Genomic DNA, 20,278 nt, shown 5'->3' on the forward strand with positions numbered 1-20,278 from the left:
GCGCTGCCGCCCGTTCTCCAGCCAGCGCGGTAATTCCCGGTCCCACCGCCACCTTCCGATTCGCCGCGAGCGCGCAAGCACCCCGGGTGACTACCGGGCAGCGTGGTTAACCTTTCATTAGAGAATTGCGCTGCATCTTCCGCACACGAGGGAGAACTGCAATGTTTTCAAGCCGCGATACTTTTGAAAGCGATTTCTGCCCGGTTCGCGACGAGCTCCTTGGCGAGATGTATCGCGCCAGCGAGAGTGGCCTGCCGAGGCTGGTTGAGAGTGTTTCCCCTGACGCGCGCGCCAGGCTGGCGCTGTTCTGCTATCGCCGCAGCCATCTGCACTCGCTGGCGGTCGCGATCGCAGCGAGCTGCAACGAGCGCGACCTGATCGAAAACGGCGGCCGCGTGGGCTCGACGCTCTATGCGCTGTCGCGCGAAGGCACGGCGAAATCCTCGCCGTCGCTGTCGGGCGGGCGCAAGCCGATCACGCTCTCGACCAAGCCGCTCTCGGTGCTCGCACCGCTGGACGACGAGATCGACGACGAAATCGGCGAAGCCGTTCCGGCCTAACTAGCTTCGATAGCCGGAAGCCCGAACTTCCGCCGCGCCATCGCGCATTCGGCGTCGCCCGGCATGCAGGTACGACACACCTCCGGCCGTACCGCATAGATGCCGCACGCGGTCGCTCTTCCAATATCCCCCTGCAAGGCTGAGCAGCGGTCGCCCTGGCAACGCATGCCGGATTGGCGGTCGTTGACCAGTGCCTCCGGAATCGCGGCAAGCTCTTCGTCGCTCTCGATCGAGAAGCGCGGCCAGTTGGCCGAATAGCCGCAGCAGGCGCCGCAACTCTGGCAACAGCTCGACAGATCGACGGGGGAACTCTCTTCCATCGTCCTCAAATGTCCTTGTCAGGTGTCTTTGGGCGGGCCCCAGACCAGGCTCTGCCGCCATCTCGCGCGCAGCACGTCGCGCCGCTCCGGATATCTCTCGTCGAGATAGTTGGCATCGACCACGCGGTCGGTGCGGAAGCTGCGGAAGTCGCCGCGTAGCTCGCACCAGGCTGCCAGCAGGCGCACGGCTTCGAGATAGCCGACCGAGATCGGCCAGATCATGCGCTCGCTGGCGCGGCCCTGCTCGTCGCGATAGCGCAGCATGATCTTCTTGCCTTCATGGATCTGGGTGCGCGTGCGCACCATGTCCAGGCGGTCCGGCTCCCTGTTCCAGCTCGGCCGTGCCCGGCTCGCGGGCTCCAGCACGAACGGACGCAGCCGCTCGGGCACGGTGTCCGCGATCTTGGCCATCAGATCCTCGGCCGCGCGCGCCAGTGCCGAATCGGCATGGCCGGCGACCCATTGTGCGCCCAGCACCGCCGCCTCGATCTCGTCGGGCGTCAGCATCAGCGGCGGAAGGTCAAATCCCTTTTCCAGGATGTAGCCCATGCCGGCTTCACCGCGGATCGGCACGCGCTGGCCGATCAGCGTCGCGATGTCGCGATAGATCGTGCGCTTCGAGGTCTCGAGCTCGGCCGCGATGGCGTCCGCCGTCAGCGGCTTACGCGTGCGCCTCAGCACCTGGATGATTTGAAACAGCCGGTCGGCGCGTCTCATGACGGGTCTCTTGTTGTGGTCTTTTCAGAAAGCGGCGCGCGGCTGCTGACAGGATGTTGGCAGCAGGGGAGTTCTATACCGGGACAACACATCGACTGAAGAGGATTTGTCCATGATCATTCCGACCCATTTCGGCCCGGCTATTCCGATGTTGCGGGCGCAGGCGTGGTCCGCGTCGGCGTTCGGCCGCCTCGTTTCGCTCGATCTCATGGCCGTCGACCTCCGGTTTGCCCTCGCAAGCGTGGTGGCACGCCCGCTGATCCAGGCCGCGGACGCACTGGTCCGCCACGTGATGGGCCGTGCCTGGCGGGGGGCCCGTTTCGCAGAAGATATCACGGCTGCTGCCACCATGGTGGCAGCAGCCCGGCACTAGGTTCCGTCAACTTTTTCGGTGGTTCAGGAGAAGCTTTCATGATCACGCTCTACGGATTTGGCACCGGCTTCGGCCTGCCGGAAATCAGCCCCTTCGTCACCAAGACGGAAGTGCAGCTCAAGATGGCGGGACTGCCCTACCGGAAGGAGCGGGCGATGCCGCCGGCCTCGCCCAAGGGGCAGTTGCCCTTCATCGACGACGGCGGCGAGGCGGTGGCCGATTCCACCTTCATTCGCGCCCATATCGAGCGCCGCTACGGCTTCGATTTCGATGCCGGGCTGTCGCTCACCGAGCGCGCGCAGGCCTGGGCGTTCGAGCGCATGATCGAGCATCACATCTACTGGGGGCTGGTCGGGGCGCGCTGGGTCGATCCGGTGAATTTCGCCAAGGGTCCCGCGCATTTCTTCGACGGCGCGCCGGAGCACAACCGCGAGAAACTGCGCGAGGATGCGCAATTCCGCGTCGCCGAGAACTATCTGCTCTCTGGGCTCGGCCGCCATGGGCCGGATGACGATGTCGAGCTCGCCGTGCGCTCGCTGTTCGCGCTCTCGGTGCAGCTCGGCGACAAGTCCTATCTGATGGGCAACAAGCCCTGCGGCGTCGACGCCACCGCCTTCGGTATGCTCGCCGGCATCCTCTCGCCGTTCTTCGAATCGGCCCTGCGCGAGCGCGCCGAGGGTTTTCCGAACCTCACCGCCTATGTCGATCGCATGATGGACAGTTACTATCCGGAGTTCGCCTGGACCCCGCTGCGGCAGGCGGCTTAGGGCCGCGGCGTATCCGCGGGCTCGGTGCAACCTCTCCCGCTTGCGGGGGAGGTCGGCGCGAAGCGCCGGGTGGGGGCTCTCTCCTCTGGGGGATTTCCTCGGAAATTCGGAGACAGTCCCAACGCGGAGGCACCCCCACCCCAACCCTCCCCCGCAAGCGGGAGAGGGAGCGCAGCGACACCGTGGAACAGTTCGTTTCTACAGGCCAAAACAAAAAGAGCCGGCCCATTGGGCCGGCTCTCGTCGTCTCTCAACTTTCGCCGCGTCTATTTCACCAGCGAGTACTTGCCGTTCTTCACCGTCAGCAGGATGCGCGAGCGGTCGTCGAGGCCGTAGCGGTCCTTTTCGGTGAAGTTGTAGACGCCCTGGCTCGCCGCCAGCTCCTTCTCCGACAGCAGCGCCTGGCGGATCGCTTCGCGAAATTCCGGCGTGCCGGGTTTTGCGGCTTTCAGCGCCGCGGGAATGATGCGCTTGAGGATCTCGAACGCGTCGTAGGAATGGCCGGCGAACTGGCTGCGGCTGTTCGGGCCGTATTTGGCTTCATAGGCCGAATTGAGCGCCAGGCCCGGCTTCTTGGTGAGCGCGCTGTCCGGCTGGTCCTCGGGATCCATGACGGGACCGGAGGCCATCAGCACGCCCTCCGCCGCCTTGCCGGCGATGCGGATGAAATCCATGCTGGCCGCGCCGTGGGTCTGGTAGATCAGGCCCTGATAGCCGCGTTCGCGCAGCTCGGTCTGCGGCAGCGCGGCCGCGGTGCCTGACGCGCCGACCAGGATCGCGTCGGGATTGGCGGCAACGAGCTTCAGGACCTGTCCGGTCACCGACGTATCGGGACGGGCGAAGCGCTCCTCGTCGACGATGGTCATGCCCATCGGCACGGCCTGTGCTTTCAAATCGTTGAACCAGAGGTCGCCATAGGAGTCGGAATAGCCGATATAGCCGAGCGTCTTCACGCCCTTGCTCTTCATGTGCTCGTACAGCACCTTGCCCACGATCGGGATCGGCTGCGGCATCGCCACCGACCACTTCATGCGCTCGGGCGTGATCGGGAACGGTGCCAGGCCGAAATGCGGAATGCCGGCTTCATTGGCGACGTTGGAGACCGCGATCGTCGGCGGCGTCAGCGCCGAGCCCATGATGATGTCGGCCTTGGATTCGGTCACGAAGCGGCGGGCGTTGGTGGTTGCGGTGGTGGGATCGCCGCCGTCGTCGAGCACGATCACCTTCAGCGGCACGCCGCCGATTTCCTTCGGCACGAATTCCAGCGCGTTGCGCTCGGGAATGCCCAGCGCGGCGCCGGGGCCGGTCGTGGTGGTGGTGATGCCGATGGTGATTTCGCTGGTCTGGGCCAGCGCGGGCAGCGCCGGCAAGGCAAGCGTCGCCGCGGTGATGGCGGCGGTCAGGTAAAAGCGTTTCATCTATTCCTCCCTTTACGTGTTTCTTTGAAAGCAGAAATCGGGGGGTAATTCAGCCCCCTCTTTTGGCGATGCGGCGATTAGCTCCGGACTTAACTCCCCGTGAATCTGGCTACCATTTCCGCCGGGAACGGTGCCGATTTCAGCTTGTCGGGGTTAACGGGATCGCGACCGACGAGGACGCGGGTCTCAAAACCCTCGATCGCCAGCGCGTCACCCTTGTAGACGTTGTGCTTCACCTCGAAGCTCGATCGCCTGATGCTCTCGATCTTCGTTTCGATGGTGATCCAGTCGCCATAGGTCGAGGGGATGTAGAACTTGGACCGCGTGTCGACCATGGGGATGCCCACCAGGCCGTATTTGCGGACCAGATCCTGCTTGGAGAACCCGGCGACCTCGAACAGGGTCGAGGTCGAATCGTCGAACATCGCGAAATAGCGCGGGTAGTAGACGATGTTGGCGGGGTCGCAATCGCCCCACTGGATCTGTACGTCGCGCCGGTTCACGAACATGTGTCGCGCGCCCTATTTCGGCGCCATGCGCAGCGAGCCGTCGAGGCGCACCACTTCGCCGTTCAGGTAGGAGTTCTCGACCATATGCAGCGCGAGCGCGGCGAATTCGTCGGCGTGGCCGAGCCGGCGCGGGAAGGGGATCGCGGCCGCGAGCGAGTCCTGGGCTTCCTGCGGCAGGTTCGCGAGCAGCGGGGTCAGGAACAGGCCGGGCGCGATGGTCAGCACGCGGATGCCGAACTGCGCCAGCTCGCGCGCGATCGGCAGCGTCATGCCGACGATGCCGCCCTTGGAAGCCGAATAGGCTGATTGCCCGATCTGGCCGTCATAAGCGGCAACGGAGGCGGTGTTGATGATGACGCCGCGCTCGCCGGTCGCCTGCGGCTCCAGCTTGGACATCTCGGTCGCGGCCAGGCGCAGCATGTTGAAGGTGCCGATCAGATTGACCTTGATCACCTTGTCGAAATCGGCGAGCGCCATCGGGCCGTCGCGGCCGACGACGCGCTTGGCAACGCCGATGCCGGCGCAATTGACCAGCACGCGCGGCGCGCCAAGAGCCTTGGTCGCCTGCGCGATCGCAGCCTCAGCGGAAGCGGCATCGGAGACGTCGCAGATGATTGCCACGCCCTTGATCTCGGCGGCAACCGTCTCCGCGAGCTTGGCGTTGAGATCGCACACCGCGACCTTGGCGCCCTGCGCCGCCAGTTTTCGCGCGGTTGCAGCGCCCAGCCCCGATGCGCCGCCCGTGACGATGGCTGCCTGATCTTTCAACAACATGGCGTTCTCCTGTAGCTTATGTCCGGGTTAGCCGACCGATATCACACGGTCCGACGGATTGGCAGCGTAGAGCTCCTCGATCAATTCGGTGCGATGCTCGAGCACGGCGCGCTGGTTGATCGAGCCCTTGTCGGTGACTTCGCCCTTGTCGATCGAGAGCGGCGCGTCCATCAGGATCGCGCGCGTGATCCGGGTCGAGGAACCCGTGGCTTGGCTGAGGAAACCGGCCAGGCGCTCGCGAAACGCCTCGCGCACCAGCCGGTCGCGTGTCGCGACGACGAGATCGTCGGTCGGCAGCGTCGGATTGATCAGCCGGCAACCGTCGAGGTCGAGCACAACCAGCGCCGAGACCTCGTCGCGGTTGATGCCGGCAATGACGACGTCGCGCACCAGCGGGGCGCAGGCCGCAGTGAGGCGCGCGCGCAGCGGGCCGACGCTGACCCAGGTGCCACTGGCGAGCTTGAAGTCTTCACCGACACGGCCGTCGAAATCGAAGCCGGCGTTGAGATCATCGGGATCGGCGGGCTTGAGCGCATCCCCCATCTTGTAAAATCCCTCCTCGTCGAAGGATTTCGCGCTGATGTCGGGCTGACGCCAGTAGCCGGGCATCACGTTCGGTCCCTTGGCACGCACTTCCAGCTTGCCGTTGTTCGGCACCAGCTTGGCGTCGTTGCCTGACACGGGCAGACCGACATGGCCGGAGCGGCTGGTGCGCGGATTGACCGACATGAAGAACGGCGCGGTCTCGGTCGCTCCCAAGCCGGTCAGCATCGGCACGCGATAGCCTTTTTCCTTCACCGCGAGCTCGTCGAGGCTGTCCCAGATGAAGGGCGACAGCGCGGCGCCGGAGAAGAACATCGCATGCAGTCGGTCGAAGAATTTTGCGCGCAGGCCCTGATCGTCACGCAAATAGGGCAGCAGCGATTCATAGCCCTTCGGAACGTTGAAATAGACCGTCGGCGAGATCTCCTGGAGATTGCGCACGGTCTCCTCGATGCCGCCGGGCATCGGCTTGCCGGCGTCCAGATACATCGAGCCGCCATTGTACAGCGTCAGCCCGATATTGTGGTTGCCGCCGAAGGTGTGATTCCAGGGCAGCCAGTCGATGATGACCGGCGGCTCGTCTTTCAGAAAGGCGAGCGTCTCGCGCAACATCACCTGATTGGCGCAGATCATGCGCTGGGTGTTGATGACGGCCTTGGGATTGCCGGTCGAGCCCGAGGTCAGCAGGAATTTGGCGATCGTGTCGGGGCCGATCTTGCCGTGGACCTCGTCGAGATCGCTGCGGATCGGCGTCGCCATGAGGTCGGCGAGTGTGGTGACGTCGCGGCCCGGCACCTGGCCGTAGGACGCGGCGATCTCGGTGCCGAGCGAGACGTTGGCGGCAAGCGCATCGGCGAACTTGTCGGCGTCCTCGGCGAAGACGAGGCCGGGCGTCAGCAGCTTCATCAGATAGGACAGCTTACCGTAATCTTTCGACACCAGCGAATAGGCCGGCGACACCGGGCAGAACGGAATGCCGGCATAGAACGCGCCGAACGCCAGCAAGGCGTGGTCGATCGAATTTCCGGAGAGGATGACAACCGGCCGCTCCGCCGACAGGCCGCGCGCGATCAGGCCCGATGCGATGTGCCGGCTCGCGACGAGCAGCTCGGCGTAAGTGATCTTGCGCCAGCCGCGGCCGCCTTCGCGCTCCGCCATGAAGACGCGGTCCGGCGTCGTCGCCGCCCAATGATGCAGGCGATCGGTGAGGCGGACGGGATAGTCGCCGAGCGGTTGCTTCGGCCTGAGGTAGATCGTGCCGTCGTCGCGGCGTTCGATGTCGACGACGGGATCGCCGAACGAAATGGGCCGCAGCGGGAAAGTGCTCGCGCCGCGCTCCATGCTGGAAGAGGACGGCTGCGCGCTCATGACTTGGGCTTTACCTTTGCGGTCTTGTGTTCGAGGAATTCGCGGATCCGGCGCTTTGCCTCTTTGTCGCTCTGCGCGACGGTCGCCATCAGCGATTCCATCAGCAGGCCGGTCTGCGGATTGGCCTCCGCGATCATCGGCAGCGCCTGGAGCACGGCGAAATTCGTCAGCGGAGCGTTGGAGGCGACCTTGGTCGCAAGCTCCATCGCCTTGCCAAGCCCGTTGCCGGCCTCCGTGACATATTGCGCGAAGCCGTAGGAGGCGCCTTCGGTCGCGCTGTAGACGCGGCCCGTCAGCATCATGTCCATCATCCGGGCGACGCCGATCAACCGCGGCAGACGCACCGAGCCGCCGCCGCCGACGAAGATGCCGCGCTGGCCCTCCGGAAGCGCGAAATAGGTCGAGGGCTCGGCGACGCGGATATGCGCCGAGCAGGCAAGCTCCAGCCCGCCGCCGATCACGGCGCCCTTCAGCGCCGCGATCACGGGGACGCGGCTGTACTGGATGCGGTCGAACACCCGGTGCCACATCTGGGAATGGAGCAGGCCGCCGGTCGCGTCATGCTCGGTCAGCTCGGAGAGGTCGAGGCCGCTGGAGAAATGATCGCCAATGCCGTGAATGACGACCGCGCCGATATCCTCGGGCAGGGACGCAAAACACTCGCCGATTTCCAGGATGATGCCATCGTTGAGCGCATTGCGCTTGGCCGGCCGGTTCAGACCCACGGTCAGAACCCGGTCCGCCCTCTCGATCCGGAGTAGCCCGGAGGCACCCGCGTCAGCGGTCTCGGCGTTTCCCTGTGTCATTTGCGTCCTTGTCAGAATAGTTATGTTGTATAACGAATTTTGGGGGAGTCAAGGAGGGGCGGCACAATGCTGCTCCGCACACTATGTCGTCCCTGCGAACGCAGGGACCCATACCCCAGGGAGAAATTTGGCGAAGACTTGCCGTTCGGTACTCCCACCGCCCGCAATCGATAGATTCCGCAGTATGGGTCCCTGCGTTCGCAGGGACGACAGCAGAGCGTATGGTCACATCACCTGATGCACGTCGATCACGACGCGGTCGGCGTGGCGCGCGGCTGAGCCGACGAAAATGTGCTCCATCAGCCAGCGATACCTGTCGTGCCCGGTCTCAAACCGCGGCACGGTGCGGAAATAGATCAGCTTGGGATCGACCGGCTCGCCGCGCTTGAGCTTCTGCAGCAGCTCGACCGGTCCGAAACGCATGCCCTTGTTCTCGACATAGACAATGGCGCCGTCGTCGGTCTCGAAGGCGTATTTCGCCTCCAGGTCGATCAGCTCGTTGGGTCGGATGGTCTGGAAGTCGGCGCCGAACGGCAGCACCTTGCCTGATATCGCGCCCGTGACCTCACCGCCGATGATCGGGATGATGCGGCGGACACCGATGCCGGTCTCGCCGGCGATGACGACGTCGCCGATGCGCGCGGTGATGGTGAAGACGTATTTCGTCTCGAGCGTCGGTGTCGTCATGCTTCACCCTGTCAATGCGCCATCATCCGCGTCGGCAGCCAGGTCGCGAGCAGCGGGAAGGCGATCAGGATCACGAGGCGGATCAGGTCCGTGACCACGAACGGAATCACGCCCTTGAAGATCGTGGAGAAGGAGACGTCCTTCACCACGCTCTTGATGACGAAGACGTTCATCCCGACCGGCGGGTGGATCAGGCCGAGCTCGACGGTCATGACGATGATGACGCCGAACCAGATCGGGTCGAAGCCGAGATGCGTGATCACGGGGAAGATGATCGGCACGGTGAGGATGATCATCGCCATGGCGTCCATCAGACAGCCGAGCACGAGGTACATCACCATGATCAGCGCCAGCACGCCATAGCTGCCGAGACCGAGGCCGGTGAGGAATTCGGTCACTTTCTGCGGCGTCTGCGTCACCGTAAGGAAATAGCCGAAGATCAGCGCGCCGATTAGCACCGTGAACACCGCCGCGGCGGTGCGCGTCGCCTGCAGCAGCGAGGCCAGGATCTTCTCGCGGTCGAGCCGGCCCGTCAGCACGCCGATGATGAACGCACCGGCGGCGCCGACGCCGCCGGCTTCCGTCGGCGTGAAGCGCGGCAAATAGGGCAGGCCGTAGAGGCCGCCGATCACGAACACGAACAGCAGCACCGGCGCCCAGATCTCCTTCAGGCCCGCAAAGCGCTCGCGCCACGGTGTCACCTTGCCCTTGGGCAGGAAGTCGGGGCGGAAATAGCCGATCAGGAAGATCGTGATCATGTACATGCTCATCGCCAGCAGGCCCGGGATGATGCCGGCGATGAAGAGCTTTCCGATGTCCTGCTCGGTGATGATGCCGTAGACCGCGAGCACCGTGGAGGGCGGCAGCATCGCGCCTAGCGTGCCGCCGGCGGCGATCACGCCGGTGGCGAACGATTGCGGATAGCCGAAACGGCGCATCTCCGGGTAAGCGACGGCGGAGAACGTCGCGGCGGTCGCGACCGAGGAGCCGCAGATCGCGGCAAAGCCGCCGCAGGCCCCGACGGTGGCGATGCCGAGGCCGCCGCGCAAATGTCCGACGAACCCGTTGGCGGCGCGGAACAGCTCGCGGCTCATGCCGGAATTGGACACGAACGAGCCCATCAGCAGGAACATCGGGATGACGCCGAAGGTGTAGTCGGTTACCGTGCGCATCGAGGTCTGGCCGACCAGCTTCAGGGCCGCCGTCCCGTTGACGAGATAGGCGAAGCCGGAGACGCCGACGAGGCCCATGGCCATGCCGACGGGCACGCGCAGCAGCATCAGGACAAACAGGGAGACGAAGCCGATTACGGCGACGGCATCGGTGCTCATGATTACTCCGTCGCCTTCAATTTGGGATCGTGCATGTCTTCGGGGTGGAAGATCAGGCGGTAGGTGCGGATCGCGATCAGCAGCACGGCGCAGACGTCACCGACCCAGGCGATCGCGAAGAACGGCCATGTCGGCATGTGCATGTCGAAGGTCAGGACATTGTCGTTGTAGGTGCCGCGCACCTTGTCGAACAGCGTCCAGGTCTGCACCGTCACGACGAACAGCAGCACGAGGGTTGCGAACACGTCGATCCAGCGCTGATGGCGCGGTCCGACATTGCCCCAGACGAGGTCCACGGTGATATGGGTGCCGCGATAGGAGGTCGCGGCGATGCCCCAGAAGATGAGGATGCCGAGCAACATGCGGCCGATGTCGAACGAATCGGGGATCGAATAATTCAGCGTGTTGCGCAGCAGCACCGACAGGAAGATGTCGAGCGCGACGATGCCGACGAAGCCGGCCGCGATCCATTCGATCGTGTCGATGATGCGGTCCATCCAGGAGCGCTTCATGGGGTGGTCCTGTTCAAGATGAGTGCGTTGCATCCACGACGGTGCTGGGCTCCCTCTCCCGCTTGCGGGGGAGGGGTGGGGGTGCCTCCACAGAGAGACTCCCCAAGGGGAGAGAGCCCTCACCCGGCGCGCGGGACGATGCTTCGCATCGCCCGGACGCGCCGACCTCTCCCGCAAGCGGGAGAGGTCGAGCGAGTGTGGGCCTCACTCCGCTAGCGCGTTGTACTTCTTCAGCGAGGCCTTGAGATCCGCGAGTGCGGCGTCCGGATCGGCTCCGGCCTTCTTGGCGCCCTCGGACCAGGTCTTCACCAGCGGCTCGGCGGCCTTTTTCCAGGCAGCGGTCTGCTCGGATGTCAGCTTGTAGACCTCGTGACCGGATTCCGCCTTCACCTTGTCGATGCCGGCATCCTCGAACTTGCCCCAGTGCTCGCCGACCATGCCCGCCATTTCGACCGAGCAGTTCTTGTCGATCGCGGCCTTCTGCTTGTCGGACATCGCGTTGTACTTGTCCTTGTTGATCACGAACACGAAGGTCGTGGTGTAGAGCGGCGCCTCCATGTCGTACTTTGTCACCTTGTCGATGCCGAACAGCACCAGGGAGCCCCAGGGGAAGGTGACGCCGTCGGCGACGCCGCGCTCGATGATGTCGCGGACCTCAGGCGCCGAGGACTGCACATTGGTGCCGCCGAGCGACGTCACGAAGTTCGCCATGGTGGCGTGCGCCGGGCGGATCTTCATGCCCTTGACGTCCTCGGGCAGCACGATCTTCTTGGACTTGGAATGGAAGGAGGAGGGCGAGTGGACGAAGGCGAGGCAGTATTTGACGTCCTTCATCTCCTTCTCGGCATATTTGCGATACCAGGCGTCCAGCCCCATCGAGCCGCCCTTGGCGTCCGAGATCAGGAACGGCAGCTCGCCGGCGCCGACGATCGGGAAGCGGCCGGGTTGGTAGCCGGGATTGACATAGGTGACGTCGGCGATGCCGTCGCGCGCCATGTCGTAGTGGTCGAATGCTTTGCCGAGCTGCTGGGCCGGAAACACCTTGCCCTTGATGGTGCCGCCGGAATCCTTCTCGACGGCGGCAGCCCAGTCTTCCAGCGACTTCTGCAGCGGATGCGAAGCCGGCACCCAGTGCGAGATCTTCAAATCGAAGGTCTTGTCCTGCGCAAACGCAGGCGTCACGCTTGCGGCCAGCAGCAACGCCAGACAGGCTTTCCTCATCACACGTCTCTCCCTGTTTTCGACGGCGGGCTTCGATGGCCCGGTCTCGTTAATTAACATGTTATCTAATCGGCCGGCGCGTTCAAGCCGGAACTGGCGCGCACCTCGCCGCGCCGTCTGCGTCAGCCATGCTGCATGGATTTGTCGCTGCCCGGCGACGGCCCTCCCCTTTTGCCCAACCGTTATATGATATAATTATCGTGCGCGGAGCAACGCGACAAGCGAGCCGCGCGCAAAGCCTACAGGATCGGAAGGAGCAAGTATTGCGGACAAAAGTCGCAATCATCGGGGCCGGACCGGCCGGATTGTTGCTTGGGCAACTGCTGCACGCTTACGGCATCGACAATGTCATTCTGGAGCGCCAGAGCCCGGATTACGTGCTCGGTCGCATCCGCGCCGGTCTGCTCGAGGAGGGAACCGTCGCGCTGCTCGACCAGATCGGCGCCGGTGCGCGGGCGCATGCCGAGGGCCTGGTGCATGAAGGCATCGAGCTGGCCTTTTCCGGCCGCCGTCACCGCATCGACATGAAGGCGGCGACCGGCAAGACGGTCATGATCTACGGCCAGACTGAGGTCACGCTCGATCTGATGAACGCGCGCAAAGCCGCCGGTCTGATCTCGGTTTATGAGGCCAAGGACGTGCAGCCGCATGATTTCGACGGCAGTCACCCGCGCGTAACCTGGGTCAAGGACGGCGTCACCCACGAGATCGATTGCGATTTCATCGCCGGCTGCGACGGCTTTCACGGCGTCAGCCGCGCCAGCGTCCCGGCCGGGGCGATCGAGGAGTTCGAGCGGGTCTATCCGTTCGGCTGGCTTGGCATCCTGTCGGAGACGCCGCCGGTCAGCCATGAGCTGATCTACTCCAACCACGCCCGCGGCTTTGCGCTTTGCACCATGCGCTCGACCAAACGCAGCCGCTACTATGTGCAGTGTTCGCTCGACGACCTTGTCGACCAATGGCCGGACGACCGCTTCTGGGACGAATTGAAGCGCCGGCTCGACCAGGAGGCGGCCGATAGCCTCGTCACCGGCCCCTCGATCGAGAAAAGCATCGCGCCCCTGCGCAGCTTCGTCGCCGAGCCGATGCGCTTCGGCCGGCTGTTCCTGTGCGGCGACGCCGCCCATATCGTGCCGCCGACCGGCGCCAAGGGACTGAACCTCGCCGCCAGCGATGCGCACTACCTGTCTAGCGCGCTGCGCGAATTCTACGACGAGAAATCCAGCGCCGGGATCGACGCCTATTCCACCACGGCGCTGGCGCGGGTCTGGAAGGCGGTGCGCTTCTCCTGGTGGATGACCTCGATGCTGCACAAATTCCCCGACACCGGCACCATCGGCGCGCGCATTCAGCTCGCCGAGCTCGACTACGTCACGCAGTCGCAGGCCGCGATGACGTCACTGTCGGAGAATTATGTCGGGCTGCCGTTTTAGGACGGTGCCGACGGTGCCGTAGGGTGGGCAAAGGCGCCTTTGCGCCGTGCCACCATCTTCCCATAATTGTGAAAGCGCGTGGCCACGCTTCGCTTTGCCCACCCTACGGCTCGGTCATTGTGGCGCCACCCGTGTTTCAAACACGCGAGCAAATCCCGTTTAAAACTTTGTAATTGATGCAACCGTCATCGCGATCGCGTTCAATGCTGACGACACGGCAACGCGAGACAACCATGACCGCCACCGACATTCCCGCCGGCTTCGAGCCGCTCTTTCGCAAGAGCCCTCTCACCGAACCCTGGGAGCCGCTTTACTCCAAGAACACCGACAAGGCCGTCATCATCGGCCTCCGGCTGGCCAGGCCCCACACCAACGGCCGCGGGCTGATCCATGGCGGCCTCATCGCGGCGCTAGCCGACAATGCCATGGGCTATAGTTGTGCGCTGGTGACCAACTGGACCACGTCGTTCGTGACGGTCTCGCTTTCGGTCGATTTTGCCGGCTCCGCCGAGATCGGCCAGTGGTGTTCGATCGAGAGCGACGTGATCAAGACCGGCAAGACGATCTGCTTTGCGCAGTGCCTTGTCAAAGCCGACGACACCGTGATCGCGCGGGCGAGCGGCACGTTCCGGGTGGTGCCGAAGAAGGGGTGATCTCTCCGTGTCCCGGACGCGCTGCAGCGTGCAACGCTGCTGCGCAGAGCCGGGACCCATGTCTCGACATGGCACCCTGCCGCCTTCCGGGTCCCGGCTCTGCGCAGCAACGCTAAACGCGTTGCAGCCCGTCCGGGACGCAGACGCCTTCACCCAAATCTCCACTCCGCCGTCTCCACCACGAGATCGACGAACGCGCGCACCTTGGCCGAGAGCAGGCGCGAAGTCGGGTAAATGACGTGGATCGGCAGCGCCGGCTGCTCATACTTCGCCAGCACGATTTTCAGCCGTCCGCGCTTCAGCCCCTCGGCGGCCTGATAGGCCAGCACGCGCGTCACCCCGCCGCCGGCTTCCGCGTATTGCAGGGCGGCGTCGGCGCTGTTGCTGATGAAGCGGGGCGATGGTGTGACCTCGATGTCGCGGCCATCCTGCACGAAGTGCCAGCTGGCGGAGGCGCCGAACTGGATGGTCTGGTGTTCGAGCAACGCGTCCGGCGTCTTCGGCTCGCCGTGGCGCTTCAGATAGCCCGGCGTCGCCACCACGATCCGTCGCATCTCGCCGACCTGGCGCGCCACCAGCGAGGAATCGGCGAGATGACCGATCCGCACCGCGACATCGACGGCGTCCTCCACGAGATTGACGAGGTGATCCGACAAGCGCAATTCCCCGCCCACCTCGGGATAGCGCTTGAGATAGTCGGTCATGACCGGCCCGACATGCAGCCGGCCGAAGCCGACCGGCGCCGATACCACCAACCGTCCGCTCGGCCGGTTGCGCTCCTCCCGCGCGGAGCCGTCGGCCTCCTCGACATCGGCGAGGATACGCCGCGCGCGCTCCAGATAGCGCGTGCCGACGTCGGTCAATCTCACCTGCCGGGTGGTCCGCTGCAACAGCCGGGCGCCGAGATGCTCCTCCAGCGCCGCGATCAGCCGCGTTACCGCCGAGGGCGACAGGCGCAGCTTGCGCGCCGCCGGCGCGAAGCCGCTGAGATCGGCGACGGTGACGAAGGCGTGCATGGCTTCGAGGCGGTCCATGTCATTATTGCATATATCGCAATGATGAAGTGTCAAGCGGGTAGATTGTTTTAGCCGCCGTGAGGTCCACTTTAGTCGTCGAAAGACGCAGCAATGCGCCGGAATCTTCAGGAGATGTTCCGATGACTGCAGTTCACACCTATGCCAGCGATGTCGCGTTCTCGCCGGCGGTGAAGACGATCCAGGCCCGCAAGGGCTCGCGCGAGGGTTATGCCCACGCCGAGCAGCGTGGATGGCGCACTGAGGTGGACGAGAACCTCGCCGCATTCCTGGCTGACGCCAGCAGCTTCTACTTTGCGACCGCCTCGGCCGATGGCCAGCCCTACATCCAACACCGCGGCGGCCCGAAGGGCTTCTTGAAGGTGCTGGACAAGCAGACGCTGGCTTTCACCGATTATGCCGGCAACCGGCAGTACATCACCCAGGGTAACCTGTCGGAGAATCCCAAGGCCTACATTTTCGTGATGGACTACGCCCATCGCCGCCGCGTGAAGATCTGGGGCGAGGCGCGCGTGGTCGAGGACGACGAGGCCTTGACGACGTCGCTGATGCCGAAGGGCTACCGCGCCCGGCCGGAGCAGGTGATTATGTTCAAGATCGCAGCCTGGGACACCAACTGCCCACAGCACATTCCGCAGAAATTCGATGCGGGTGATGTGGCGGCCGCGCTGGCGGCGAGGGATGCGAGGATCGCGGAGCTGGAGGCGGAGGTCGCGGCGTTGAAGGAGAAGGCGAGTTGATTTCAGACACGACACGCTCGGTGCACCCTCTCCCCTTGTGGGAGAGGGTGGCTTCGATGCGAAGCATCGAAGCCGGGTGAGGGGTTTCTCTCCTCACGGAAGTTTTGCGAGTCGAGAGAACCCCTCATCCGGCGCTTCGCGCCACCTTCTCCCACAAGGGGAGAAGGGAAGAGGGGCTCACTGCAAAATCAGATCGCGGCTCTCGCCTTCATGCTGGAAGCCGAGATAGCTCGCCGCGACACGCTCGTTCGCGGCGATGTCGCTGGCCTTGCCCGAGAGCACGAACTCGCCGAGCTCCATCACATAGGCCTGGTCCGCGATCTTCAGCGCGGCCTGGGCGTTCTGCTCGACCAGCAGCACAGAGACGCCGCTGGCGCGGAGTTCGGTGACGATGCGGAAGATGTCGGCGACGATGATCGGCGCGAGGCCGAGGCTCGGCTCGTCCAGCATGAGGAGCTTCGGCTCGCCCATCAGCGCGCGGCCCATCGCGAGCATCTGCTGCTCGCCGCCGGAGAGCGTGCCGGCGAACTGCTTGCGCCGCTCCTTCAGCCGCGGAAACAGCGTGTAGACGCGCTCCATCGAGGCCTTCGCCTTGCTCCTCTCGATGCGGAAGGCGCCTAGCTCGAGATTGTCCTCGACATTCATGGTCACGAACAATTCGCGGTGCTCCGGCACGAGGCCAAGCCCCATCGCGACACGATCCTCGATATCGAGCCGGGCGAGATCCTGGCCGGCAAAGGTGACGCGGCCTTTCAGCGGCAGGATGCCCATGATGGCGGACAGCAGCGTGGTCTTGCCGGCGCCGTTGGCGCCGACGATGGTGACGATCTCATTCGCGCCGACCTCGAGCGAGACCGAGCGCACCGCCTCGACCTTGCCATAGGCGACATGGGCGTCGGTGACGGACAACAGCGCGCTCATGCCGCCACTCCGAGATAGGCCTTGATCACTTCGGGATTGGTCTTGATCGTGGCGGGCGTGCCCTCGGCGATCTTGGTGCCGAAATCGAGCACCACGATGCGGTCGGCGAGGTTCATGACGAAGCCCATGTCGTGCTCGACCAGGAGGACGCTCATGCCGCCGTCGCGCAAGTCACGCAGCAGCTTGGCGAGCTGCTGCTTCTCCATGTGGCGCAGGCCGGCGGCCGGTTCGTCGAGCAGCAGCAGCATCGGGTCGACGCAGAGCGCGCGGGCGATCTCGACGATGCGCTGCTGGCCGAGCGAAAGGCTGCCCGCGAGCTGATGCATCTGGTCGGCAAGGCCGACACGCTCGATCTGGCGGGCGGCCTCGGCGAGCAATTTGGCCTCGTCGGCGCGGTCGAGCCGCAGCATCGAGGCGATCGGGCCGGAATGGCCGCGCAGATGCGCGCCGATCGCGACGTTCTCCAGCACGGTCATGTCAGGGACCAGCTTCACATGCTGAAAGGTCCTGCTGATGCCGAGCTTGACGATCTCCTGCGGCGGCGCCTTGTCGACCTTCTTGCCGAGCACCGAGACCGAGCCTGACGTGGCCGACAGCACGCCGGTGATCAGGTTGAAGGTCGTGCTCTTGCCGGCGCCGTTCGGGCCGATCAGCGCGACGATCTCACGGGCCTGCACGTCGAAGGAGACGTTGTTGACCGCGACCACGCCGCCGAACTGTTTTCGCGCCTTGTCGACCTGGAGCAGGATGCTGGAGTGGCCGGGCGCGCGGGGACGCTGCTCGAGCTTCAAGGAAGTGTCGGGCTTCTTGCCACCGGTGCGCTCGGGCAAGAAGGACATCAGCCAGGGCCAGAGGCCGCCGGGCGCGAGCTGCAACAGCGCCACCAGCATGATGCCGAACACGATGGTCTCGACCTGTCCGGAGCCGGGCAGGATCAGCGGCAGATAGCTCTGCAGCACCTCTTTCAGCACCACGACGATCGCCGCGCCGAGCACGCCGCCCCAGACATAGCCGGCGCCGCCGACCACCGCGATGAAGAGATATTCGATGCCGGCCTGCGCGCCGAACGGCGTCGGGTTCACTGCGCGCTGGAGATGGGCGTAGAGCCACCCCGAGAGGCCCGCGAGCACTGCGGCATGGATGAACACCAGCAATTTGGCGCGCGGCGTGTGCACGCCGAACGCCTCGGCGGCGACGTGGCCGCGCCGGAGCGCACGGATGGCGCGGCCGGTGCGGGAATCCAGCAGGTTCATGGTGAGCAGGGCCGAGAGGATCACGGCGACCCAGATCGCGTAATAAATCGAGCCGGGCGAGAGCATCTTGAACGTGCCGATCGACAGCGGCGGGATGGCCGAGATGCCGTCATTACGGCCGAGGAACTCCAGCTTGCTGAAGAGATAGAACAGCCCCAGCCCCCAGGCGAGCGTGCCGAGCGGCAGATAATGGCCGGAGAGGCGGACGGTGATCAGCCCGAGCAGCACTGCCAGCGATCCGCTGACCAATAGCGACAGCGGCAGCGTCAGCCAGGGCGACAGGCCGTAGGCCGTCGACAGCACTGCGGTGGTATAGGCGCCGAAGCCGACGAAGGCTGCCTGTCCGAACGAGGTCAGGCCGCCGACGCCGGTCAGCAGCACGAGGCCCATCGCGACGAGGGCGGCCAGGCCGATATTGTCGAGCAGCACGATCCAGAACGGAGGCATGCCGGGGACAAACGGGATCACGGCCATGACGGCTGCGAAGACGATGATGGGAAGGCGGCTCTGCATCTTAGCCTCAGTCCTTCTCTTCTTCGACAGCGGGCGCGGCGAGCGAGCGCAGCAGCAGCACGGGGATCAGCAGCATGAAAACGATCACCTCCTTGTAGTTGGAGGCATAGAAGGACGAGAACGCCTCGACGAGGCCGACGACCAAAGCCGCTGCGGCGGTGAGGGGGTAGCTGACGAGGCCGCCGATGATCGCGGCGACGAAGCCCTTCAGGCCGATCAGGAAGCCGCTGTCATAGTAGAGCGTCGTGATCGGCACGATCATGATGCCCGACAGCGCGCCGATGACGGATGCCAGCAAAAAGGCGATCTGCCCCGACAGCGTGGTGCGGATGCCGACGAGCCGCGCCCCTATCCGGTTCACGGCGGTCGCGCGCAGCGCCTTGCCGTAGAGGGTCAGGCCGAAGAACAGCCAGAGGGCGACGATGAAGGCGATGGTGATGCCGTAGACGGTGAGGCTCTGGCCGGTGAAGCGCAGCGAGCCCGCGGTGAACGCGCCGGACAGCACGGCAGGTCCGCGCTGGCCTTCGGCGCCGAAGAACAGCAGGCCGAGGCCCTGCAGTGCCAGATGGACGCCCACGGATGCGATCAGCAGCACCAGCACGGAGGTGTGTGCCAGCGGCTGAAATGCGACGCGGTAGAGATAGAGGCCGATCATCGCCACGATCACCAGCGACAGCGCGATCGAGACCGCGACCGGCGGCTTCTGCGCGGCGAAGTACACCGTCAGCGCCAGCACGATGGCCGGCAGCACGATATTGGTGAGGGCGCTGCGCACGATCAGGCGGCCGTGCAGCGCCTTGCGCGCGACGAACAGGTCGAAGGCGAAGGCGCCAATGCCGAGCGCCAGCGCGAGCTTGGCCGTGCCCGGCATCTGGCCCGCGGCCAGCGAGGCATAGGTCAACGCGCCGTAGGTGACGAATTCGCCCTGGGGAATGAGAATGACGCGGGTGACGGCGAACACCAGCACCAGCGCCAGGCCGAGCAGCGCATAGATCGCGCCATTGGTGATGCCGTCCTGCACCAGGAACAGCATGATGGTGGTATTCAAGACCGGACGCTCCCCCTTAAGATTACGGACCGGTCCCCTCGATCTCGGTGGACGGTCCGCTCACAGCCATTGAAAAACGCATGCGATATTTGATATGGTCCATAACAATTATCAAATATAACATCAAGGGCGGGAACGATCCCTCCCGAATTTAGCGGGATTACGAGCAACGAGGCGATGACCGTTTCCAAAGCCGCTGAAAAGTCCGCCGAAAAGCCTGCCGACACGGCCAAGGGCCGCAAGGACGCGGCCGAGGTGCAAGGTCACGGGGCTGGCGAAGCGCTCCAGCTCGGCGAGCTCTCGGAACAGCTCGGCTATGTGCTGAAGCGGGCGCAGCTCAAGGTGTTCGAGAACTTCCTGCGCTGCATGGCCTCGCTCCAGCTCACGCCGGCGCAGTTTTCCGTGCTGCTGCTGGTCGAGAAGAATCCGGGCCGTAACCAGACCGAGATCGCCTCCACCCTCGGCATCCTCAGGCCGAACTTCGTCGCCATGCTCGACAATCTCGAGAGCCGCGATCTCTGCGCCCGGATCCGCTCCACCAACGACCGCCGCTCGCACATCCTGGTGCTGACCGACAAGGGCAAGGCGGTGCTGGCCCGCGCCAAGAAGCTGGTCGCCACCAAGCACGAGGCCCGGCTGAACGAGCTGCTCGGGCAGGCCAATCGCGAAGCCCTGATCGCGATGCTCGCGAAGGTCGCGAGCGAGTTCTGAACTCGGCTGTCATCGCCCGGCTTGACCGGGCGATCCAGTATTCCAGAGACGGCACGGCTGGAATCG

Annotated in this window: 22 protein-coding genes; 7 read left to right on the forward strand and 15 right to left on the reverse strand. The window is 64.7% G+C overall.

All coding sequences use genetic code 11. The features are described from left to right. Nucleotides 1-161: 161 nt before the first annotated feature. A complete protein-coding gene (locus GGD67_RS30250) occupies nt 162-560 on the forward strand; it encodes a hypothetical protein (RefSeq protein ID WP_026202549.1) in 399 nt (132 codons plus the stop codon). Here the strand turns inward: GGD67_RS30250 and GGD67_RS30255 are convergent. Both GGD67_RS30255 and GGD67_RS30260 read right to left on the reverse strand, forming a co-directional pair. After that, the gene (locus tag GGD67_RS30255; RefSeq protein ID WP_026202550.1) at nt 557-880 is read right to left on the reverse strand and encodes a YkgJ family cysteine cluster protein; all 324 of its coding nucleotides are present in this window, start codon (nt 878-880) and stop codon (nt 557-559) included. The genes GGD67_RS30250 and GGD67_RS30255 overlap by 4 nt on opposite strands. Nucleotides 881-898: 18 nt before the next feature. Further along, the gene (locus GGD67_RS30260) at nt 899-1,597 is read right to left on the reverse strand and encodes a YafY family protein (RefSeq protein WP_026202551.1); all 699 of its coding nucleotides are present in this window, start codon (nt 1,595-1,597) and stop codon (nt 899-901) included. Between the two features lie 112 nt (nt 1,598-1,709). Between GGD67_RS30260 and GGD67_RS30265 the strand changes: the two genes are divergently transcribed. Both GGD67_RS30265 and GGD67_RS30270 read left to right on the forward strand, forming a co-directional pair. Continuing rightward, nucleotides 1,710-1,970, forward strand: coding sequence for a hypothetical protein (locus GGD67_RS30265; protein WP_018321420.1), 261 nt, complete (start codon nt 1,710-1,712; stop codon nt 1,968-1,970). Nucleotides 1,971-2,008: 38 nt separating this feature from the next. Then, nucleotides 2,009-2,737, forward strand: a complete 729-nt coding sequence (locus GGD67_RS30270; protein WP_179737985.1) for a glutathione S-transferase family protein — start codon at nt 2,009-2,011, stop codon at nt 2,735-2,737. 266 nt (nt 2,738-3,003) lie between these two features. Here GGD67_RS30270 and GGD67_RS30275 read toward each other — a convergent pair whose 3' ends face one another. From GGD67_RS30275 to GGD67_RS30315, 9 genes are all read right to left on the reverse strand, one after another. Further along, a complete protein-coding gene (locus tag GGD67_RS30275; protein WP_179737987.1) occupies nt 3,004-4,155 on the reverse strand; it encodes an ABC transporter substrate-binding protein in 1,152 nt (383 codons plus the stop codon). Between the two features lie 89 nt (nt 4,156-4,244). Beyond that, complete coding sequence (locus GGD67_RS30280; RefSeq protein WP_179737989.1) at nt 4,245-4,664, reverse strand: thioesterase family protein; 420 nt, start codon at nt 4,662-4,664, stop codon at nt 4,245-4,247. 12 nt (nt 4,665-4,676) lie between these two features. After that, nucleotides 4,677-5,438: an SDR family NAD(P)-dependent oxidoreductase gene (locus GGD67_RS30285; protein ID WP_179737991.1), complete on the reverse strand. Its 762-nt coding sequence runs from the start codon at nt 5,436-5,438 to the stop codon at nt 4,677-4,679. Nucleotides 5,439-5,465: 27 nt separating this feature from the next. Next, nucleotides 5,466-7,349, reverse strand: a complete 1,884-nt coding sequence (locus GGD67_RS30290; protein ID WP_179737993.1) for a feruloyl-CoA synthase — start codon at nt 7,347-7,349, stop codon at nt 5,466-5,468. After that, the gene (locus tag GGD67_RS30295; RefSeq protein ID WP_028142148.1) at nt 7,346-8,155 is read right to left on the reverse strand and encodes a crotonase/enoyl-CoA hydratase family protein; all 810 of its coding nucleotides are present in this window, start codon (nt 8,153-8,155) and stop codon (nt 7,346-7,348) included. Before GGD67_RS30295 ends, GGD67_RS30290 begins: the two co-directional genes overlap by 4 nt. Before the next feature lie 225 nt (nt 8,156-8,380). Then, nucleotides 8,381-8,842, reverse strand: coding sequence for a DUF3237 domain-containing protein (locus tag GGD67_RS30300; protein ID WP_179737995.1), 462 nt, complete (start codon nt 8,840-8,842; stop codon nt 8,381-8,383). 11 nt (nt 8,843-8,853) lie between these two features. After that, on the reverse strand, nt 8,854-10,173 hold the full coding sequence (locus tag GGD67_RS30305) for a TRAP transporter large permease (protein WP_018321428.1): 1,320 nt from the start codon (nt 10,171-10,173) through the stop codon (nt 8,854-8,856). A 2-nt stretch (nt 10,174-10,175) separates the two neighbouring features. Beyond that, nucleotides 10,176-10,685 (reverse strand): TRAP transporter small permease, encoded by a 510-nt coding sequence (locus GGD67_RS30310; protein ID WP_018321429.1) that lies wholly within the window; start codon nt 10,683-10,685, stop codon nt 10,176-10,178. Between the two features lie 204 nt (nt 10,686-10,889). Continuing rightward, the gene (locus GGD67_RS30315) at nt 10,890-11,906 is read right to left on the reverse strand and encodes a TRAP transporter substrate-binding protein (RefSeq protein WP_018321430.1); all 1,017 of its coding nucleotides are present in this window, start codon (nt 11,904-11,906) and stop codon (nt 10,890-10,892) included. 263 nt (nt 11,907-12,169) lie between these two features. Between GGD67_RS30315 and pobA the strand changes: the two genes are divergently transcribed. Both pobA and GGD67_RS30325 read left to right on the forward strand, forming a co-directional pair. Then, a complete protein-coding gene (gene pobA, locus GGD67_RS30320) occupies nt 12,170-13,339 on the forward strand; it encodes a 4-hydroxybenzoate 3-monooxygenase (RefSeq protein WP_179737997.1) in 1,170 nt (389 codons plus the stop codon). Nucleotides 13,340-13,572: 233 nt separating this feature from the next. Then, nucleotides 13,573-13,992: a PaaI family thioesterase gene (locus tag GGD67_RS30325; protein WP_179737999.1), complete on the forward strand. Its 420-nt coding sequence runs from the start codon at nt 13,573-13,575 to the stop codon at nt 13,990-13,992. A gap of 149 nt (nt 13,993-14,141) precedes the next feature. Here GGD67_RS30325 and GGD67_RS30330 read toward each other — a convergent pair whose 3' ends face one another. Next, complete coding sequence (locus tag GGD67_RS30330) at nt 14,142-15,026, reverse strand: LysR family transcriptional regulator (RefSeq protein ID WP_179738001.1); 885 nt, start codon at nt 15,024-15,026, stop codon at nt 14,142-14,144. Nucleotides 15,027-15,148: 122 nt separating this feature from the next. Between GGD67_RS30330 and GGD67_RS30335 the strand changes: the two genes are divergently transcribed. Beyond that, the gene (locus tag GGD67_RS30335; RefSeq protein ID WP_179738003.1) at nt 15,149-15,766 is read left to right on the forward strand and encodes a pyridoxamine 5'-phosphate oxidase family protein; all 618 of its coding nucleotides are present in this window, start codon (nt 15,149-15,151) and stop codon (nt 15,764-15,766) included. A gap of 177 nt (nt 15,767-15,943) precedes the next feature. Here GGD67_RS30335 and GGD67_RS30340 read toward each other — a convergent pair whose 3' ends face one another. Genes GGD67_RS30340 through GGD67_RS30350 form a run of 3 tightly spaced genes read right to left on the reverse strand, consistent with a single transcriptional unit; the run spans nt 15,944 to nt 19,501 of the window. After that, nucleotides 15,944-16,687 carry an ABC transporter ATP-binding protein gene (locus tag GGD67_RS30340; protein WP_179738005.1) on the reverse strand — a complete coding sequence of 248 codons (744 nt, stop codon included), beginning with the start codon at nt 16,685-16,687 and terminating at the stop codon, nt 15,944-15,946. Then, nucleotides 16,684-18,453: an ABC transporter permease subunit gene (locus GGD67_RS30345; protein WP_018318833.1), complete on the reverse strand. Its 1,770-nt coding sequence runs from the start codon at nt 18,451-18,453 to the stop codon at nt 16,684-16,686. Before GGD67_RS30345 ends, GGD67_RS30340 begins: the two co-directional genes overlap by 4 nt. Nucleotides 18,454-18,460: 7 nt before the next feature. Continuing rightward, complete coding sequence (locus GGD67_RS30350) at nt 18,461-19,501, reverse strand: branched-chain amino acid ABC transporter permease (RefSeq protein WP_179738007.1); 1,041 nt, start codon at nt 19,499-19,501, stop codon at nt 18,461-18,463. A 177-nt stretch (nt 19,502-19,678) separates the two neighbouring features. Here GGD67_RS30350 and GGD67_RS30355 point away from each other — a divergent pair, with 177 nt between their 5' ends. Further along, nucleotides 19,679-20,212 carry a MarR family winged helix-turn-helix transcriptional regulator gene (locus tag GGD67_RS30355; protein WP_179738009.1) on the forward strand — a complete coding sequence of 178 codons (534 nt, stop codon included), beginning with the start codon at nt 19,679-19,681 and terminating at the stop codon, nt 20,210-20,212. Nucleotides 20,213-20,278: the final 66 nt, after the last annotated feature.

It is taken from the genome of Bradyrhizobium sp. IAR9, assembly GCF_013408065.1.
Classification (GTDB): domain Bacteria; phylum Pseudomonadota; class Alphaproteobacteria; order Rhizobiales; family Xanthobacteraceae; genus Bradyrhizobium.

What these genes read in the sequence shown, in the direction of transcription:
- GGD67_RS30250 (WP_026202549.1), top strand. Translation starts at nt 162, where the DNA reads ATGTTTTCAAGCCGCGATACTTTTGAAAGCGATTTCTGCCCGGTTCGC.
- GGD67_RS30255 (WP_026202550.1), bottom strand. Translation starts at nt 880, where the DNA reads ATGGAAGAGAGTTCCCCCGTCGATCTGTCGAGCTGTTGCCAGAGTTGC.
- GGD67_RS30260 (WP_026202551.1), bottom strand. Translation starts at nt 1,597, where the DNA reads ATGAGACGCGCCGACCGGCTGTTTCAAATCATCCAGGTGCTGAGGCGC.
- GGD67_RS30265 (WP_018321420.1), top strand. Translation starts at nt 1,710, where the DNA reads ATGATCATTCCGACCCATTTCGGCCCGGCTATTCCGATGTTGCGGGCG.
- GGD67_RS30270 (WP_179737985.1), top strand. Translation starts at nt 2,009, where the DNA reads ATGATCACGCTCTACGGATTTGGCACCGGCTTCGGCCTGCCGGAAATC.
- GGD67_RS30275 (WP_179737987.1), bottom strand. Translation starts at nt 4,155, where the DNA reads ATGAAACGCTTTTACCTGACCGCCGCCATCACCGCGGCGACGCTTGCC.
- GGD67_RS30280 (WP_179737989.1), bottom strand. Translation starts at nt 4,664, where the DNA reads ATGTTCGTGAACCGGCGCGACGTACAGATCCAGTGGGGCGATTGCGAC.
- GGD67_RS30285 (WP_179737991.1), bottom strand. Translation starts at nt 5,438, where the DNA reads ATGTTGTTGAAAGATCAGGCAGCCATCGTCACGGGCGGCGCATCGGGG.
- GGD67_RS30290 (WP_179737993.1), bottom strand. Translation starts at nt 7,349, where the DNA reads ATGAGCGCGCAGCCGTCCTCTTCCAGCATGGAGCGCGGCGCGAGCACT.
- GGD67_RS30295 (WP_028142148.1), bottom strand. Translation starts at nt 8,155, where the DNA reads ATGACACAGGGAAACGCCGAGACCGCTGACGCGGGTGCCTCCGGGCTA.
- GGD67_RS30300 (WP_179737995.1), bottom strand. Translation starts at nt 8,842, where the DNA reads ATGACGACACCGACGCTCGAGACGAAATACGTCTTCACCATCACCGCG.
- GGD67_RS30305 (WP_018321428.1), bottom strand. Translation starts at nt 10,173, where the DNA reads ATGAGCACCGATGCCGTCGCCGTAATCGGCTTCGTCTCCCTGTTTGTC.
- GGD67_RS30310 (WP_018321429.1), bottom strand. Translation starts at nt 10,685, where the DNA reads ATGAAGCGCTCCTGGATGGACCGCATCATCGACACGATCGAATGGATC.
- GGD67_RS30315 (WP_018321430.1), bottom strand. Translation starts at nt 11,906, where the DNA reads ATGAGGAAAGCCTGTCTGGCGTTGCTGCTGGCCGCAAGCGTGACGCCT.
- GGD67_RS30325 (WP_179737999.1), top strand. Translation starts at nt 13,573, where the DNA reads ATGACCGCCACCGACATTCCCGCCGGCTTCGAGCCGCTCTTTCGCAAG.
- GGD67_RS30330 (WP_179738001.1), bottom strand. Translation starts at nt 15,026, where the DNA reads ATGGACCGCCTCGAAGCCATGCACGCCTTCGTCACCGTCGCCGATCTC.
- GGD67_RS30335 (WP_179738003.1), top strand. Translation starts at nt 15,149, where the DNA reads ATGACTGCAGTTCACACCTATGCCAGCGATGTCGCGTTCTCGCCGGCG.
- GGD67_RS30340 (WP_179738005.1), bottom strand. Translation starts at nt 16,687, where the DNA reads ATGAGCGCGCTGTTGTCCGTCACCGACGCCCATGTCGCCTATGGCAAG.
- GGD67_RS30345 (WP_018318833.1), bottom strand. Translation starts at nt 18,453, where the DNA reads ATGCAGAGCCGCCTTCCCATCATCGTCTTCGCAGCCGTCATGGCCGTG.
- GGD67_RS30355 (WP_179738009.1), top strand. Translation starts at nt 19,679, where the DNA reads ATGACCGTTTCCAAAGCCGCTGAAAAGTCCGCCGAAAAGCCTGCCGAC.